General features: G+C 25.0%; 17 protein-coding genes and 1 pseudogene. 11 read left to right on the top strand and 7 right to left on the bottom strand.

Annotated elements, in window-relative coordinates:
- The first annotated feature begins 172 nt into the window (after window positions 1–172).
- The 7 genes from D3Z33_RS03400 (at window position 173) to dusA (ending at window position 8,711) form a co-directional block, all read left to right on the top strand.
- Window positions 173–859 (top strand): response regulator transcription factor, encoded by a 687-nt coding sequence (locus D3Z33_RS03400; RefSeq protein WP_160196373.1) that lies wholly within the window; start codon window positions 173–175, stop codon window positions 857–859.
- Window positions 831–2,909, top strand: coding sequence for a HAMP domain-containing sensor histidine kinase (locus D3Z33_RS03395; RefSeq protein ID WP_347561197.1), 2,079 nt, complete (start codon window positions 831–833; stop codon window positions 2,907–2,909). Before D3Z33_RS03400 ends, D3Z33_RS03395 begins: the two co-directional genes overlap by 29 nt.
- Before the next feature lie 119 nt (window positions 2,910–3,028).
- Window positions 3,029–3,700: a response regulator transcription factor gene (locus tag D3Z33_RS03390; protein WP_160196372.1), complete on the top strand. Its 672-nt coding sequence runs from the start codon at window positions 3,029–3,031 to the stop codon at window positions 3,698–3,700.
- A 3-nt stretch (window positions 3,701–3,703) separates the two neighbouring features.
- Window positions 3,704–4,702: a sensor histidine kinase gene (locus D3Z33_RS03385; protein WP_160196371.1), complete on the top strand. Its 999-nt coding sequence runs from the start codon at window positions 3,704–3,706 to the stop codon at window positions 4,700–4,702.
- Between the two features lie 110 nt (window positions 4,703–4,812).
- On the top strand, window positions 4,813–5,580 hold the full coding sequence (locus D3Z33_RS03380; RefSeq protein ID WP_160196370.1) for an ABC transporter ATP-binding protein: 768 nt from the start codon (window positions 4,813–4,815) through the stop codon (window positions 5,578–5,580).
- Window positions 5,573–7,549: an FtsX-like permease family protein gene (locus tag D3Z33_RS03375; RefSeq protein WP_160196369.1), complete on the top strand. Its 1,977-nt coding sequence runs from the start codon at window positions 5,573–5,575 to the stop codon at window positions 7,547–7,549. Before D3Z33_RS03380 ends, D3Z33_RS03375 begins: the two co-directional genes overlap by 8 nt.
- Before the next feature lie 121 nt (window positions 7,550–7,670).
- The gene (gene dusA / locus D3Z33_RS03370) at window positions 7,671–8,711 is read left to right on the top strand and encodes a tRNA dihydrouridine(20/20a) synthase DusA (protein WP_160196368.1); all 1,041 of its coding nucleotides are present in this window, start codon (window positions 7,671–7,673) and stop codon (window positions 8,709–8,711) included.
- Between the two features lie 202 nt (window positions 8,712–8,913).
- On the opposite strand, the gene D3Z33_RS03365 is transcribed toward dusA, so the two are convergent.
- From D3Z33_RS03365 to D3Z33_RS03355, 3 genes are read right to left on the bottom strand one after another with little or no spacing between them, the layout of a single operon-like run.
- Window positions 8,914–10,536 (bottom strand): PhnE/PtxC family ABC transporter permease, encoded by a 1,623-nt coding sequence (locus D3Z33_RS03365; protein ID WP_160196367.1) that lies wholly within the window; start codon window positions 10,534–10,536, stop codon window positions 8,914–8,916.
- Window positions 10,529–11,290: a phosphonate ABC transporter ATP-binding protein gene (locus D3Z33_RS03360; protein ID WP_160196366.1), complete on the bottom strand. Its 762-nt coding sequence runs from the start codon at window positions 11,288–11,290 to the stop codon at window positions 10,529–10,531. The genes D3Z33_RS03365 and D3Z33_RS03360 overlap by 8 nt, the downstream gene beginning before the upstream one ends.
- A gap of 13 nt (window positions 11,291–11,303) precedes the next feature.
- Entirely contained in the window at window positions 11,304–12,185 is an 882-nt protein-coding gene (locus D3Z33_RS03355; RefSeq protein ID WP_160196365.1) for a putative selenate ABC transporter substrate-binding protein, read from the bottom strand.
- Between the two features lie 171 nt (window positions 12,186–12,356).
- Between D3Z33_RS03355 and D3Z33_RS03350 the strand changes: the two genes are divergently transcribed.
- A complete protein-coding gene (locus tag D3Z33_RS03350; protein WP_160196364.1) occupies window positions 12,357–13,349 on the top strand; it encodes an NADH:flavin oxidoreductase in 993 nt (330 codons plus the stop codon).
- A 20-nt stretch (window positions 13,350–13,369) separates the two neighbouring features.
- On the opposite strand, the gene D3Z33_RS03345 is transcribed toward D3Z33_RS03350, so the two are convergent.
- From D3Z33_RS03345 to D3Z33_RS03335, 3 genes and pseudogenes are all read right to left on the bottom strand, one after another.
- A complete protein-coding gene (locus tag D3Z33_RS03345; RefSeq protein ID WP_160196363.1) occupies window positions 13,370–13,801 on the bottom strand; it encodes a DUF3997 domain-containing protein in 432 nt (143 codons plus the stop codon).
- A 222-nt stretch (window positions 13,802–14,023) separates the two neighbouring features.
- On the bottom strand, window positions 14,024–14,833 hold the full coding sequence (locus tag D3Z33_RS03340) for an ABC transporter permease (RefSeq protein ID WP_160196362.1): 810 nt from the start codon (window positions 14,831–14,833) through the stop codon (window positions 14,024–14,026).
- A pseudogene (locus tag D3Z33_RS03335) lies at window positions 14,823–15,017 on the bottom strand (spermidine/putrescine ABC transporter ATP-binding protein); the annotation flags it as partial. The gene D3Z33_RS03340 and the pseudogene D3Z33_RS03335, both read right to left, overlap by 11 nt.
- 159 nt (window positions 15,018–15,176) lie before the next feature.
- Between D3Z33_RS03335 and D3Z33_RS03330 the strand changes: the two are divergent.
- Together D3Z33_RS03330 and D3Z33_RS03325 are read left to right on the top strand one after the other, a co-directional pair.
- Window positions 15,177–15,578 carry an AAA family ATPase gene (locus tag D3Z33_RS03330; RefSeq protein WP_160196360.1) on the top strand — a complete coding sequence of 134 codons (402 nt, stop codon included), beginning with the start codon at window positions 15,177–15,179 and terminating at the stop codon, window positions 15,576–15,578.
- 67 nt (window positions 15,579–15,645) lie between these two features.
- Window positions 15,646–16,185 (top strand): dihydrofolate reductase family protein, encoded by a 540-nt coding sequence (locus D3Z33_RS03325; protein WP_160196359.1) that lies wholly within the window; start codon window positions 15,646–15,648, stop codon window positions 16,183–16,185.
- A 146-nt stretch (window positions 16,186–16,331) separates the two neighbouring features.
- Here D3Z33_RS03325 and D3Z33_RS03320 read toward each other — a convergent pair whose 3' ends face one another.
- Window positions 16,332–16,712: a hypothetical protein gene (locus D3Z33_RS03320; protein ID WP_160196358.1), complete on the bottom strand. Its 381-nt coding sequence runs from the start codon at window positions 16,710–16,712 to the stop codon at window positions 16,332–16,334.
- Window positions 16,713–16,906: 194 nt separating this feature from the next.
- Here D3Z33_RS03320 and D3Z33_RS03315 point away from each other — a divergent pair, with 194 nt between their 5' ends.
- Complete coding sequence (locus tag D3Z33_RS03315; RefSeq protein ID WP_160196357.1) at window positions 16,907–17,848, top strand: hypothetical protein; 942 nt, start codon at window positions 16,907–16,909, stop codon at window positions 17,846–17,848.
- Window positions 17,849–17,907 lie beyond the last annotated feature (59 nt).

Here is a 17,907-nt window from a genome sequence, read left to right as displayed (position 1 = left end):
AAAAAGATTCTTTGATCTGATCAAGGAATCTTTTTTATGAATATTAAAATCTTAAGAAAATCTTAAGATTTTAATTCAGATTTTCTTAAGATATATTTGGTATTATTAAGTTAAATTAAATATAAAGGTTGTGATATAATATGTCTAAAATTAACACGTGGGGTGAGTCATTATGAATATATTAATATGTGATGATGAGAAAGAAATAGTAGAAGCTATAGGAATATATCTTAAAAATGAAGGACATAAAATATTTAAAGGATATAACGGTAAACAAGCACTTGAGATTATAGAGGAAAATGAAATTCATCTTGTAATAATGGATATAATGATGCCTGAAATGGATGGACTAATAGCTACAATGAAAATAAGAGAATTTAAGAATATACCAGTAATAATGTTATCAGCTAAATCAGAAGATACTGATAAAATAATGGGTTTAAATATGGGGGCGGATGATTATATAACAAAACCATTTAATCCATTAGAGCTAATAGCAAGAGTAAAATCTCAACTTAGAAGATATACAAAACTTGGAAGTATAGAACAAAAGGAAAATGTATTTGAAACAGGTGGTCTTATGATAGAAGATGATAAAAAAAGAGTTACAGTAGATGGAGAAGAAGTAAGGCTTACACCTGTACAATATAAAATATTGAAACTTCTAATGGAAAATAAAGGTAATGTGTTTTCCATAGATAAGATTTATGAGAAAGTATGGAATGAAACTGCATATAATCCTGAGAATACAGTTGCAGTTCATATAAGAAAAATAAGAGAGAAAATAGAAATAAGTCCTAAAGAACCAAAATATTTAAAGGTGGTGTGGGGTGTTGGATACAAAATTGAAAAAATTTAGTTACTCATATAGTTTGAAAATAATAGCTTTTGTACTTGCAATTACAACATTTACTGCGGCATTATACATAGTATTTGATACTATAGTAAAATCAAATGGAGATATTAATCCTGATATGTTATTTCAAGATAATTATTATGAAAGTGATGATTTTTATAATGATGTAGAGAGAATAACAGGTAATTTATCCGTATTATTAGAGGAATATAAAAATAAAGAATATATAAATGCAGGTAATTCTATAAATGAAAATGAATTAGAAGATAATACTGAAAACTTATATTATCAATTTGTTGATGAATCTAAAAAATATAATCCTAATTTATCAGATAATGAAAATAGAGAAATATTTAGAGAAGAGTATAAAGCACAAATAGAAAATATTAAAAAAAATATGATAGAAAATGATTTAAGAAGATATAACTTAATACAGAATGTATTAGATGATTATTCTGGGATAAATTATTTTGCTTCAGATGGAACTAATACTTTTAAAAATAGTAATAATACATCAATAAAGGACTTTGAAGAATATCCCTCATATATATTAATTGAAAACAACAATGTTGAAGTAACTCCTGAAGAAATATCAAATGGTGATATTTTTTGGAGGTTAAATACCTATAGCAATAATATAGATCTAACAAATGATAAAATATATTTAGGATTTACTGATAATTATTTGAGGACAGAAATAGATGAATGGAGATCAAACAAAAATATAATTGAAGATAAATCTTATCAGGTTTTAAGTTTAAGTTTGATTTTCTTAATATCTTTTATATATTTGATATATTCTATAGGCAGAAAACCAGAAGATGATGATATTCATCTTTCAGGAGTAGATAAGATATATACAGATATTAATATAGTTATAGAGTTTTCATTAATAGCATTATGGACCATATTTTGGGCTGCTCCACATAATAATGTATCAATTAAATTATTTATACCAGGTACAGTAATAATATCAACTTTAGGATTGCTATTATTACTATCTTTAGTAAAACACATAAAAAATAAAACAATAATAAAACATTCAGTAACTTATATTATTTTCCATAAGATATTTTCTTTCTTTAAAGAAGTATATAATAATGGAAATATAGCTGTGAAAATTATATTGATTGTAATAGGGTATCCACTATTAGTAGTAGCAACTTTCTTCATGTTCCCAATAACTATTGGAGTAGCAGCATATTTAGTTCTTAGAAAAATAAAAGAATTTAACTCTATAAAAGAAGGAGTAAAGCGAATTAAAGATGGAGAATTAAACCATGAAATAAATATAGAAAGTAAAGGTGAATTTTCTAGATTAGCAAATGATATAAATAGTATTGCTGATGGTTTAAATCAGGCAGTAGAAAATGAAGTTAAAAGTGAAAGATTAAAATCAGAGCTTATAAGTAATGTTTCACATGATATAAGAACTCCTTTAACCTCTATCATAACTTATGTAGATTTATTAAAAAGAGAAGAACATGACGAACAAACAAGTGAATATATAGATGTCTTAGATGAAAAATCTCAAAAATTAAAAGTATTAACAGATGATTTATTTGAAGCATCAAAAGCTAATAGTGGTAATATACCAGTAAATTTAGAAAAAATTAATTTAGTATCACTTATAACTCAAGGTATTGGAGAATTAGATTATAAGGTAAAAGAATCAAATTTAGAATTTAAAATGAATTATAAATCAGAAAAAATGTATGTAATGGCTGATGGAAAACTTTTATGGAGATCTATAGAGAATTTATTTTCTAATGTGTTTAAATATGCTGTTAAAAATTCTAGGGTATATATAGATATAATAGAAAATGATGAAAATATATATCTAACAATAAAAAACATTTCAGCATATGAGCTTAATATATCTCCAGATGAATTAATGGAAAGGTTTAAAAGGGGAGATGAATCTAGAAACAGTCCAGGAAGTGGATTAGGACTATCAATAGCAAAAAGTTTAATTGAGTTACAAGGTGGAGAATTTAAAATACAAATAGATGGTGATTTATTTAAAGTAATATTAAAACTAAATAGAGCTTAATAAATCAAAAAAGATATGAATGTAATAATTCATATCTTTTTTGATTTATATAAATATAGAAATTAAATAATACTTATTATATACTATTATCATAAGGGATAAATTAAAGGGTGATAATTTTGTACAAAATAATGATTGTAGAAGATGATATGACAATTTCTAAATTAATATCTAAACATCTAGAAAAATGGAATTATAAAACAAGATATATTGAAGACTTTAACAATGTAATAGAAGAATTTATGAGCTTTGAACCTCAGTTAGTATTACTTGATATTTCATTACCTTTTTACAATGGATATCATTGGTGTAGTGAAATAAGAAAATTATCTAAAGTTCCAATTATATTTATATCTTCTACAAGTGATAATATGAATATAGTAATGGCAATGGATATAGGGGCAGATGATTTTATTATAAAGCCTTTTGATTTAAGTGTTTTAATAGCTAAAATTAATGCACTAATGAGAAGAACATATACATTTAAAGGCCAAGTTGATTATTTAGAACATAATGGTGTTTTTCTTAATTTAAATAATACAATTGTCACTTACAAAGATCAAAATATTGAACTTACTAAAAATGATTTTAAAATTATGCAAATTCTTATGGAAAATAAAGGAGAAGTAGTATCTAGAAGTAAAATTATGAATCGATTATGGGAAAGTGATAGTTTTATTGATGATAATACTCTAACAGTTAATATAACTAGGCTAAGAAAAAAATTAGAAACAATAGGAATATATAATTTTATAAAAACTAAAAAAGGATTAGGATATGTGGTGGATTAAATAATGAATGTTAAAAATGTTATATTTCAATACTTTAAAGAAAGAATAAATTACATAGGAATATATATTATATTTATCTTTATTTTTTCTATAGTTTTTTACCTTTATTCTCTGCCCTTAGAAACAATTATGTATGCTACTCTTTTATGTGCTTTTTTTTCTATAATATTTACTGTAGTAGGTATATATAAGTACTATCAAAGAGATAAAAAGCTACAAAATATAAAATATAATATTTCTCATAATATAGATGGATTACCAGACCCTCAGAACTTAATAGAAAAAGATTACCAAGGTATAATCAAAACTCTCTATAAAAATAAAATAGATTTAATTTCAGAAAGAGATAAAAAGCATACAGATTTAATAGAATATTTTACATTATGGACCCATCAGATTAAAACACCTATTTCTGCAGCTCATTTAATATTACAGTCGAAAAATAGTTATATAAATGAAGACATAGCAAAGCAACTTTTTGAAATAGAAGAATATGTAGATATGGCACTTCAATATTTAAGATTAGAAAATATATCATCGGATTTAAAACTAGAAGAATATTCACTTTTAAGTATTGTAAAAAAATCGATTAAATCTTATTCTAAAATATTTATTTATAAAAACATAAAATTAAACCTTAAAGAAAATGATATTAAGGTGATAACAGATGAAAAATGGTTGTTATTTGTTATAAAACAAATTCTTTCAAATGCTTTGAAATATACTTATAAAGGTGAAATATATATTGAAATCGATAATAAAAAAGTTTTAACTATAAAAGATACAGGAATTGGAATAAGTAAAGAAGATATAGCAAGAATATTTGAAAGAGGTTTTACAGGATATAATGGTAGAATGAATAAAAAATCTACTGGATTAGGATTGTATTTATCAAAAAATATATTAGATAAGCTTAATCATAAAATATCAATTATTTCTGAAATAGGTATAGGAACAACAGTAAAAATAGATTTATCCTCTATAGAATTAGAAATAGAATAATAACCTTACATTAATGTAAGGTTAAAATGAGAAATGTAAGCTGAATCTAAGGCAAAACATTTCTCATTTTATTATACTTAATATAGAATAAAATATATGGAGGAATAAATATGGAAATTTTAACAGTTAAAAATTTAAAAAAGATTTATACTACTAGATTTGGAGGAAATAAAGTTGAAGCATTATCAAATATTTCTTTTTCAGTAGAAGAAGGTGAATATGTTGCTATAATGGGAGAATCTGGCTCAGGCAAAACTACATTATTAAATATCTTAGCTTCTTTAGATAAACCAACTAGTGGACAAGTTTTATTAAAAGGAGATAATATCTCATCTATGAAAGAAAAAAATCTTGCAACATTTAGACGAGAACATTTAGGATTTGTATTTCAAGATTTTAATCTATTAGATACATTTTCACTAAAAGATAATATATTTTTACCCTTAGTTTTGTCAGGGAAGAATTATAAAAATATGAATGATAGATTAATTCCTATTGCTAAAAATCTAGGTATAAGTCATTTACTAGATAAATTTCCTTATGAAGTTTCAGGAGGAGAGAAGCAAAGAACAGCAGTTGCAAGAGCACTTATTACAGATCCAGATATTGTTTTAGCAGATGAACCTACAGGAGCTCTGGATTCTAAGTCAACAGGTCAATTATTAGATATATTTTCAGATATAAATGATAAAGGACAAACAATCCTTATGGTAACTCATAGTACTAAGTCAGCTAGTCATGCAAAAAGAGTATTATTTATAAAAGATGGAGAAATTTTTCATCAAATTTATAAAGGAGAACTGACAAATGCACAGATGTATGAGAAAATTTCTAATACATTAACCCTTATTGCAACTGGAGGTAGTAGAAATGAATAAAATATTTTATTCTAAATTAGCAATAAATAATATAAAGAAGAATAAAAACACTTATTTCCCTTATATATTATCTTCAACAATAATAATTTCTCTTTTTTATATTCTTCATGCTATAACTATACAAATGAGTAGTGGTGAGTTTTTAGGTTATGAGAGTATGAAAACAATTTTAAATTTTGGTGTAATAACTATAGGTATTTTTTCTTTAATATTTATATTTTACACAAATAGTTTTCTTATTAAAAGAAGAAAAAATGAATTAGGATTATATAGTGTATTAGGGATGGAAAGAAAGCATATTGGTAAAGTAATATCATTAGAAGCTATATATTCAGGGATAGTATCACTATTATTAGGTATATTATTAGGGATACTATTTGGAAGATTAATGTTTGCATTTTTGCTTAATATACTAAATTTAAGTACTGCAATTAAATTTAGCCTTCCTTTAAAATCAATTATTATTACATTTATTTTATATATTGGTATTTTTGTTCTAATTATATTATATAACTTGATAAAAGTTTATACCACAAATCCTATTGATTTAATTAGAGAAAGTAAAAAAGGAGAGAGCGAACCTAAATCCAGATGGATAATAGGTATAATTGGAGTTATATTATTATTAACTGGTTATTATATATCATTAAGTATAGATAATCCTATTGCATCTATAAATAATTTTTTTATGGCAATAATTCTTGTAATGATTGCAACGTATTTATTATTTACGTCAGGTAGTATTATTTTTCTTAAATTATTAAAGAAAAATAAAAAATATTATTACAACAAAAAGCATTTTATTTCTGTTTCTAATATGATCTATAGAATGAAACAAAATGCAATGGGACTTGCAAATATAAGCATACTAAGTATAGCAGTATTATTAACATTATCTTCTACCATTTCTTTATATGTAGGAATTGAAGATAGTTTACGTACGCGTTATCCTTATGACATTTTAACTGGCTATAAAGATAATGAAATAAATAATGATAAGATAGAAAAAATTGCATTAAATACAGCTAAAGATAATGACTTAAATATAGAAAAAATAGTAAAATATAATGTTTTAAGTACCGCTGCTACTTTAAAAAATAATAATATATTTCCTAGGAAAAAATCAGAAAAAATGTCTTTAAAAGATTTATATGAAATTGAGATATTAACACTGAAAGATTATAATAAATATAAAGACAAAGACATAAAATTAGCTGAAAATGAAATATTAATTAGTACTAATACAGGTGAATTTAAATATAATAAATTAAACTTATATGGTAATGAGTTTAAAATTATTAATCAAATAAATGATATTGATTTTTTAAGTAGTATGAATTTATTCGATAAAATGAATATAATAGTTAAAGATAATAAAAAATTAGAAGAATTATCAAAATTAATTTCACAAAAAGAAAAAGCAGAAGTTCCTATTTATTATAACTATAATTTAAATTTAGAAGGAAAAAGAGATAATAAAATTAAATTTGTTCCTGAATTTAAAAATAAATTACATTCAGATATTTCAAAAGATATAGCAATAGAGGATATATACACAAGTAGAGATGACTTTTTATCTATATATGGAAGTTTCTTTTTTATTGGTTTGTTTTTAGGAATAGTATTTTTAGTTGCAACTGCATTAATAATTTATTATAAGCAAATCACTGAAGGATATGATGATCATGATAGATTTATAATAATGCAAAAGGTTGGGATGAGTAAAGATGAAATTAAGTATACAATTAAAAATCAAGTAGTAAAAATATTTTTCTTACCAATTTTAGTTGCAATAGTTCATCTTATTGTAGCATTTCCAGCAGTTATAGAAATACTTGGTTTATTTAATCTTACAAATGAAAAGTTATTTATGTTATTTACAGGACTAACAATATTAATATTTACTATTATTTATGGAATAGTTTATTTATGGACTTCAAAAGTATATTATAAAATTGTTAATGAATAAAGCTTAATATTAAAAAATATGGGTATAACTTATACCCATATTTTTTAATTAATTTTATGATGAAAATTATATATAATGGGGTAGCATAAATATAAATACAAAGGTTAAAGGAGAATAATAAATGAAAAAATATATATCAGAAATAAAATCACCAAAAGTAAGTATTGCTCCTATGGTAGATAGAACAGATAGACATTTTAGATATTTTGCTAGACTTTTAACGAAAAGAGCTTTATTATACACGGAAATGATAACTGCACAAGCTATAATACATGGAGATAGAAATATGTTATTAGATTTTGATATTGTTGAAAGACCTTTAGCACTACAAATTGCAGGATGTGATGCAAAGAATATAGGTAAGGCAGTTAAAATAGCTGAGGGTTGGGATTATGATGAAATTAATCTTAATGTAGGTTGTCCTTCAGACAGAGTATCAGGAAATGATATGGGGGCGTCTCTTATGGCATATCCTGAATTAGTGAGAGATATAGTAAAAGAAACTAGAAGAAATACAGATAAACCTATAACAGTAAAACATAGAATAGGTATAGATGGTAAGGGAATATTACCTGATAGTTTTGAAAGGACATTATTAGATAAATATGAAGATTTAAAGAATTTTGTAGATACAGTAGGGCAATCAAAAGTAGATAGATTTATAGTTCATGCTAGAATTGCCATATTAGCTGGTCTAAGTCCTAAAGAAAATAGAGAAGTACCACCTATTAGGTATGAGGATGTATATAAATTAAAAAGAGATTATCCTCATTTGAACATAGAAATAAATGGTGGAATTAAAACAATAAAAGAAATAGAAAATCATCTTAATCATGTTGATGGAGTGATGATTGGAAGAGCAGCATATGATACGCCATTTATGTTAGCAAAAGTTGATAAATTTTTTGAAGGTGGGAAGATAAATAATATTTCAAGAAGAGAAGTTATTGAAGAACTTATTCAATATTTATCAAATCTAAACACTAATACAAAACCTCACAATGTATTAAAACATACAATGGGACTTTTTCATGGTGTTAAAGGGAGCAAAATGTGGAGACAACTAATAACCTCACCTTGGGATAAAGATGTAGTAGACATATTAAAAGAATCTTTAGAAACATTACCAAAAGAAATATTAGATGCTAGACCTATGTTTTAGTTTCTCATTATTATAAAAGTCATATAAACAATATAAAGTAGAGACAGAAAATCACCCTTGATACACCTAAAACAATCACTTTATAGTAAAAATATTAATAAATATTTTTAAAGATAATAATAAGAAATTTAAATAAATCACATAATAAAGAATACTTAGAAATTAGTTTTTGTTACAAGATTATTTCTAAGTATTCTTTATTTTAGTCTATAAATTTTCTTATTCTATCTGAAACTATATCAGCAAACCATACCAAACATATATAGCATATTAATAATAGAGTTATTTCTGTGTAATGAAAGAAACTCATATTGAGTTTAAACTCTTGACCTAAACCCCCAGCTCCAACAAAACCTACTACTATTGTGGTGCGTAAAATTACTTCCCATCTATATATTATATAAGTCATAAATTTCTTTGTTACAGATGGTATAATTCCATAGAATAACTGCTCTATACTATTTGCACCAGTTGTAGAAAGATTTTTTAAAGGCTTTAACTTTAAATCTTCAATTATTTCTGCACAGAGCTTACCAAGTATACCAAAGTTGTGAAGAGCTAATGCGATAGCCCCAGGAAGTATGCCAGGTTTAAATATAAAAATAAGAATCATTGCCCATATTAGCTCAGGGATGGATCTAGAAATTATATATGTTACTCTAATTATTCCAAACAAAATTTTATTATACCATTTACCACCAATTCCTATAGATCCATTAGCAACATTATTAGCAGCAGGAATAACTGTAATGAATACTGCAAGAGTTGCAAATCCTATAGCCAAGATACTCATTTTTAAAGTCTCAAAAGTTAACATTAATACATGTTTGATATATGAAATATCTAAATATGCTTTATTTTTATTTATACCTAATAAATCTGCTACAAATTTTTTTGCATAAGTATAATTTTCATAGGAGAAAAAAGAAAATAAATTTGCGTTTTCTACTTTAAATATAAAAATCCATGAACTAAAAAATAATATAGTCATAATAATATATGAAAATTTTAAAAATTTAGGTTCTCCTGAAATAATACTTTTTCTAATGTTGTTACTCCAAATATCTACTACTGTTACTAATAATACTAGAAAGAATACAAATGTCCACATTTCGTTATACTCTAAATCTGATAAAGATAATTGAATTTGATAACCAAGACCTCCAAGACCTATAAAGCTCATAATAGCAGAAGATCGAACAGCACATTCAAATCTATACATTGTATAACTTATCATATCTAATTTTACTATTGGTAAATAACCATAAAATAGAGTTTGAATTTTTGATGCACCACTGACTTCTAAATGTTTAATAGGATTTTTAGAAACATCTTTAAGCATGTCAGCAAATATGCGACCTAAAGTTCCTCCATAAGAAATAGTAATAGCAAATATAGCAGAAAAAGGATTAAGCCCAAATGCAGCTACAAATAACCATGCCCAAATAAGTTCATGAATAGATCTAAAGAAACCTAATATTCTTCTAAATACATTCATATAAAATGATTTATATTTAGACTCTTTAAAAAGAATACCTGATGCTAATACACCAAATATAAATCCTATTATTATAGCAAATGTTATTCCACCAACAGCATATACCAGTGTTCTCCATGTGGAAATTATGCTAAGCTTTAGTATTTCAATAGATAAGTCAGGAGAAAATAAAGATTTTATTAATTGTATAAGAGTTACTTTTCCTCCTGAATGAATAAGTTCTTTACTCCATTCTATTGAAAATAAACTTAAGAAAAAAATTATAAACAATGATAAGTTAATAAATGATTTTCTATATAAGTTTAAATCTTTTTTTATATCATTCATTGTTATTTACCTTCTTCAATGAATATAGTTCTGTTAATAGACCTTCATTTAATTCATTTACAGGTAAATCAAAAAATAATTCTCCATTTCTTAATCCAATAACTCTATCAAAATATTTTTTTGCATATTTTATAGAATGTATACTTGTTATTAAAGTTTTATTATTTTCTTTAGCAAGGGATATAAGTAATGATAGTACATCTTCAGCCCTTGTTGGATCAAGAGAAGATACTGGTTCATCTGCAAGGATTATATTAGGATTTTGAACTAATAATCTTGCAAGTGCAACCCTTTGTTGTTGTCCTCCTGATAAAGTACTTGTTTTAGCAAATAATTTTTCTTCTATACCTACTCTTTTTAGAGCATTAACTGCTAACTTTTTTTCCTGAGGGATTATTAAAGATAACAGTGATTTTAATATATTCCACTCGTTTAATCTTCCTGCTAATACATTATTTATAACAGTAAGTTCATCAATTAAATCAAATTGTTGTCTTATCATGCCTACTTTTTTTGCATATAATTTATTTGATTTGTAATCTTTGATATTAGTATTTTCTATGAATATATCACCAGTATTTGCAGTTTGTATTTTACTTAATAGATTTAAAAGTGTAGTTTTTCCTGAACCACTAGGACCAATTAATGCAACTAATTCGCCTTTATTTATATTAAAAGAAAGGGAAGATAAAGCAATATTCCCTTTAAATTTTTTTGTGATATTTTTAAACTTTATAATTTCTTTTGATGTCATAACTAATTCAACCTTATTTAATTATTCCTAATTTTTCAGCCACTTCTTTTATAGCTTTATAATTTTCATTTTTAGTTTCAATAAATTTTTCTGATTCAAATAATTCCATTATTTCTTTCTGTTCTTCATCAATAGAAAGGAGAGCATTTTTAACTTTTTCTTTTGTTCCTTTACCAAAATTCTCATCTACATTATTTATTGTCCAATTATAATCATAATAAGCTGGAGTGGTATAAAATACTTCTACTTTATCTAAATCTACTTTATTTTCTTCTACAGCTGCTTCCCATACAGCTTCATTTAATGCACCTGTATAAAATGCACCTGACTCAACAAGTTTCCAAGTTTTATCATGGGAACCAGAATAATTTGCTTCTCCATCAAAATCTTGATTTGGATCTATTCCTTCTTCGATTAAAAAGTGTCTAGGCATTAAATGACCTGATGTTGAGCTCTCACTTCCAAAAGTAAAACTATATCCTTTTATATCAGATAATTCTTTTAATCTTAAACCTTTTTGTGCAATAAATACAGAGTGAAATTCTTCATCTCTTGGTCTTTGAGCTATAGCTTCAGCTCCTTTTACAGAACTTCTAGCTTGTACACCTGTTAGACCTCCAAACCAACCTAATTGAATCTCTCCTCTTTCAAATGCAGTTACTAATGCAGAATAATCTACTGTAGGAACATATTCTACATTGAGACCAGTTTCATCAGAAATGTACTTAGCTAAATCTTCAAAACGTCTGTTTAGTTTTGAGGTGTTTTGATCTGGTATAGCTCCAATTTTAAAAACTTTATCATCATTACTTTTATTACTTGCATCACTATCCCCACAAGCAGTAATAGAAATTGTAGTCAATAAAAATAATAGTATTATAATAATTTTTTTCATAATAACCTCCTTATAAAATATAATTAACATATATTATTCTACAGTAAACCTATTGGAATTGTCTAATTTATATTATCTATAGAATATATTTCTATATAGATAAATTTTATAATATTATATACTTTTTTATAATTATCAAAAAAGTATATAATATATATAAGGAGTGATTATATGTCAAGTTTATTGGAACCACTAAATATAAAAAATATAAAACTTAAAAATCGTTTAGTTATGCCACCTATGGCTACAGGTAAGTCAGAAGACGATGGGAAGATAAGTAAAGAAATAATTGATTACTATGATGAAAAATCAAAAGGAGGTTATATATCATTAATAATAATTGAACATAGTTACATTTCTCAACAAGGTAAAGCAAGTGATAATCAGCTTTCAATTTCTGATGATATGGTAATAGATGGTCTTAGAAATTTATCAAATATTATTCATAAAAATGGTTCGAAAGCAATTATGCAAATTAATCATGCAGGTAGTGCATCTAAAAAGAGTGTAACAGGTATGAATGCAGTGGGACCTTCAGCTATAGCTCATCCTAGAAGTGAATTAGTTCCTAATGAACTTACTAAAAATGAAATAAAAGAAATAATAAAAGGTTTTAAAGATGCTGCATTAAGAGTTAAAAAGGCTGGTTTTGATGGTGTAGAAATCCATTCAGCTCATGGATATTTGTTAAGTCAATTTCTGTCACCAATTACCAATAAAAGACAAGATGAATATGGTGGTGATTTAAAATCAAGGATTAAAATTCATCTAGAAATTATTGATGAAGTTAAGAAAGCAGTAGGAGAAGACTTTCTACTTTTACTTAGATTAGGTGCTTCAGATTATAGGGAAGGTGGAGTAACTCTAGATGAAAGTTTAATTGCTTCAAAAGAGTTTGAAAAAGCAGGTATAGATATTTTGGATATATCAGGAGGATTTAATGGATATGGTGTGGAGAACAAAGAGGTACAAGGTTATTTTTCGCCACTTACTGAAGAAATAAAGAAAGTTGTAAATGTTCCAGTTATATTGACAGGTGGTATAACTGATATTAAAGCAGCAGATAAGTTATTAAAAGAAGATAAAGCTGATTTAATAGGAGTAGGTAGAGCTATATTAAAAGATTCTAATTGGGCAAAAAATGGAATACAAAGTTTAAAATAAGATTGTGTTTTTACACAATCTTATTTTTTATAACTATCTGGACTTTTAAGTTCTAAATTCTCATCTATGTTTAGTTCTTTTCTTTGATTATTAAATTCTTCATATTCATTAGGGCCATATATTTGTTGAGTATTAGAATTGATAATCCAATAGATCTTTTTTTCTTCCTTTCCTAATTGTATTCTTTCAATTTGTTCTGCTAATATGAAGTTTTCATTCCAAGAAACTTTTGAAATATTTTCAAGTATTATTTTTTTCTTTTCTTCATTTTCATTTGAATCATTTGACTTAATAGCTATTCCAACAATATCATCATTTGACTTATATAAGAAGAAATTGTCTACTAAATCATATGAGTACTTTAACTCTTTAGGAGTATCAGTTTGAGCACAACCTGAAATACTAAACATTGCTATGATTAAAATTATAAATAAATTTTTTTTAGTTTTCATTCTAAAACCTCCTCCAACTAATTATATCACTAAATATAAGTTTTTAAATTATTTTTAAATATTATGTCAAATTTAAAATGTCATAGGGTATATTTAAAAGAAAATTTGATATTTAATTTTAATATAAAGAAGGATTTATAAAATATATGTAAAACATTAGTTTTTAATGTAGGCTTGTATTTACAAAGTATCTCAGAATTTAAATTGAAATGGAGACAATTTTTATTGTCTCCATTTCATATATTTCTTCTCAATAAGAGCTACTCCTTGATACATTACAGCTGCTAATATTGCAAGAATCATTACACTCATCATAACTAAATCTAATTTAAATATTTGCCCACCATAGACTATTAAATATCCAATACCAGCTTTAGATACAAGAAACTCGCCAACTATAACACCTACCCATGAAAGTCCAATATTTATTTTAAGAGAATTTATCATAGATGGTACACTTGATGGAATTATAAGTTTTCTTAAAATCTGAAACTTTGTTGCTCCAAATGTTTTAAGCATTTTTATCTTTTCAGAATCTACTTCTACAAAACCACTGTAAACATTCATTATAGTAACTACAATTGAAATTGATATGGCAGTAACTATTATACCTGAATATCCTGCACCAACCCATAATATTATAATTGGAGCAAGAGCAGTTTTTGGTAGACTATTTAAAACAACTAGATATGGATCTAATACTTTTGATATGAAATCTGACCACCATAATAATATAGCAATAAGAATACCTAATATAGTACCACCTAAAAATCCTACTATATTTTCCATTAAAGATATTCCAATATGATGAAATAATGATCCATCTTTAACATAATTTAAAAATAGATTCCACATAGCTGAAGGATAACTAGTTAAAAATGAATCAATAAACTCAAACCTGGCAAGGAGTTCCCATACACCAAAAAAAAGTATAATTATTAAAATTTGAGTGATTCTAATATTTCTTTTTTTCTTTTTAATAGTATTTATATATTTTTTATGCTCATTAGATTGTTCTTTGTTATTTAACATGAATATCTAGCTCCTTCCATATTTTATTGAAATAGTCTTTAAATTCAGGAGCTTCTCTAGATTTCATAGGACTTCTATCACAATTTGGACAAGTGAGATTAATATCTATGACATCTTTAATTTTAGCAGGTCTATTTGTAAGAACTACAACTCTATCTGCCATGGATATAGCTTCTGCTATGTCTACATAAAGGTATAAAAATTAATATTTATAATTAAATGAATAAAATGAAAAAAAGAAGGGGTTTTGTAGATGTTTAGAGAATATATTAATTCAAGGTAAAATTAAATAATAAATAAAATATTTTAATGACTAATACTATAATTTAGGAGGAGAAATAGCATGAAATTTGTCGTAATATTTGGACCTCATGCTGTTGGAAAGATGACAGTTGGTCAAGAATTATCAAAAATAACAGGGCTTAAGCTTTTTCATAATCATATGACTATAGATTTGGTATCTAACTTTTTTAATTTTAATACCTCTCAAGGAAAAAGGTTAGTTAATTTATTTAGAAAAGAGATATTTGAAGAGGTTTCTAAAAGTGATTTATATGGAATGATATTTACTTATATGTGGGCTTTTGATGAACAATCAGAAAATCGTTTTAAAGCATTAGAACAAAAATACCGTCTTAATTCTTATGAAGGTGAAATTAATCAAGAAAACTATATGAGGATAAATAATACTAGTATATGTCCTGAACAAGTAGCTCAGATGATAAAAGATAAATTTTCTTTATAAGTATAATATATATTATATAATATGTTATTATACATTTATCGAAAGTAAAAAGAGGAGGATAAACAAAATGGATAGAAATATAATTCTTTATATTGCATCAAGTTTAGATGGATATATTGCAAGGAATAATGGTAAAGTTGATTGGCTGATGGGCAGTAGTGGAAATGAAAATATTGATTTAGGATTCGATAATTTTTATAATTCAATAGATACAGTTGTAATGGGCAGAACTACATATGAACAAGTTATTAATGAATTATCACCTGGCACTTGGGTCTATGAAGGTAAAAAGTGTTATGTAGCAACTACAAGGAAAGATGAATCTGATAATAGTAATAGAGTAGAGTTCGTAGTAGATGATGTTACTGGATTTATTAAAAAACTAAAAAAGGAACAGGGGAAAGATATTTGGCTTGTTGGTGGCGGAAAGCTAATTGATCAATTTATAAAAAAGGACATAATAGATAAGTACATTATAACAATAATACCGACAATTTTAGGTGATGGGATTCCACTTTTCATAGGAGAAAATCCAGAAATTAAACTTAAACTTATTGGGACAAGAACGGTTGATGGTATGGTTGAACTTACTTATGTTAGAAGATAATATTTTAATATATTCAGTATTACAAATTCATAAAAAGTTACAATTTCAAAAAAGTTTTTTTAGCTGAATTAACAGATAAATTTCTAATATATTATTGGCTATTAACAGATATAACTCAATTAAATAAATTATAAAGAAAAGCAGAATTAATTCTGCTTTTCTTTATAATTTATTTTTATCACTTTATTATCTATCTTAAATTCTTCTACTTTTTGGTATATATCAGAATCACCATTAGTGGAAAAGCTTATTATTAATAAATTACTATTTTGCCATTTAATATCTAAATTCCATATGTTAGATGCACTAAAAATATTTCCTTTCATATGATTTTTAAGTTCTTCATTTTCTTTTAATAGTGATATTTGATAACTTTTTGAGGTAGTTGCTCCACCTTCTCTTTCAAATAAAACAGCTTTAATATTTTCATTTGATATTTTAGATATCAAATTATTATTAGCTAGATTACATCCATTTAGGAATATAATTAACAAAAGTAAAGTTATTATATATTTTTTTGTATTCATCCATAAATCTCCTTATTTTCTCATTTTTTATATTATACCATATAAAATTTATATGAATATGGTTTATAACTTTTAGGACAAAACAATCTTATAGTATTAATGGGATAAAAATAGAGGATTTTTAGTTTAATTGAGGAATAATTAATTTAGAAGTATTATTTTAATTTTGTGAATCTATGAAAAGAGAGGTGTGTATGATTAAATCAAATATAAATTTATTTTTAAATAATAATCCAAGTTGTTATACTAAACTTGAAAATATAGCTAAGAAACAGGTATGGGATATGAAAAATGAACCTTATATTTATATTGAGGGAATAGGATTTGAGAATGGAAGTAAAAGGTTAAAATTAATATTTAAAGACCAAATAATATTTAATGAGAAAATTGATATTATAGATAATTATTTTGAGTTGAAGATAACATTACAAAGACCATTAAATAATCCAAATGAGATAATAGTTGATATAGATGATAGAGAATACAATATAGATATTAATCTAAATAAATTGTATGGAAATGTAAAGTATTTTAATGGACAACCAGTTAAAAATCCTGTTATTAGTGTTACTAAAGAAGATATTGTAACTATTGGAGATGAAAAAGGAAATTATGAAATATATTTATCTGAAAAGGTAAAACAAATTGGAATATTTGAAAAAAATTATTCTAAAGAAACATTGGAAGCTTGGATTTATAATATTAATATAGAGGAAGATTGTAATTTAGAAATACAAATAGATCAAATGGAAGTATATGGAGTGAATATGTGGGGTGGGCAAGTAAGTGACTATATACACTTTACTCCTATGTCTTTAAATAGAGCTAAAAAGGGAATAAAAGATAACTTAGGTAATGAATTAGATCTTTTAAAGGATAAAAATATTTGGCCTAAATTAAATGAAGAAAGTATTAGAGTTTTTGCAGATAATGAATCTTTAGAAATTTTATCAATAACTGAAGTTCCAGATTTTTTAGGAGAAATTGAAAAAGAAAGATATTATAGACCTAGTTATATTCTATCAATTCCTAAAGGAAATAAAGGAAAAGTTATAAAGATCCAAATTCAACATATTATTAATATAAATAATAATGAAATTGTTGAAAAAGGAGAAGGATATTATATTTGGAAGTAATAATTTTGATACTAAATTAAAGATGATATTCATAATGAATATCATCTTTAATTATATAT

It is taken from the genome of Senegalia massiliensis, assembly GCF_009911265.1.
In the GTDB taxonomy this organism is placed as follows: domain Bacteria; phylum Bacillota; class Clostridia; order Tissierellales; family SIT17; genus Anaeromonas; species Anaeromonas massiliensis_A.
This window is presented reverse-complemented; position numbering and strand designations above follow the sequence as displayed.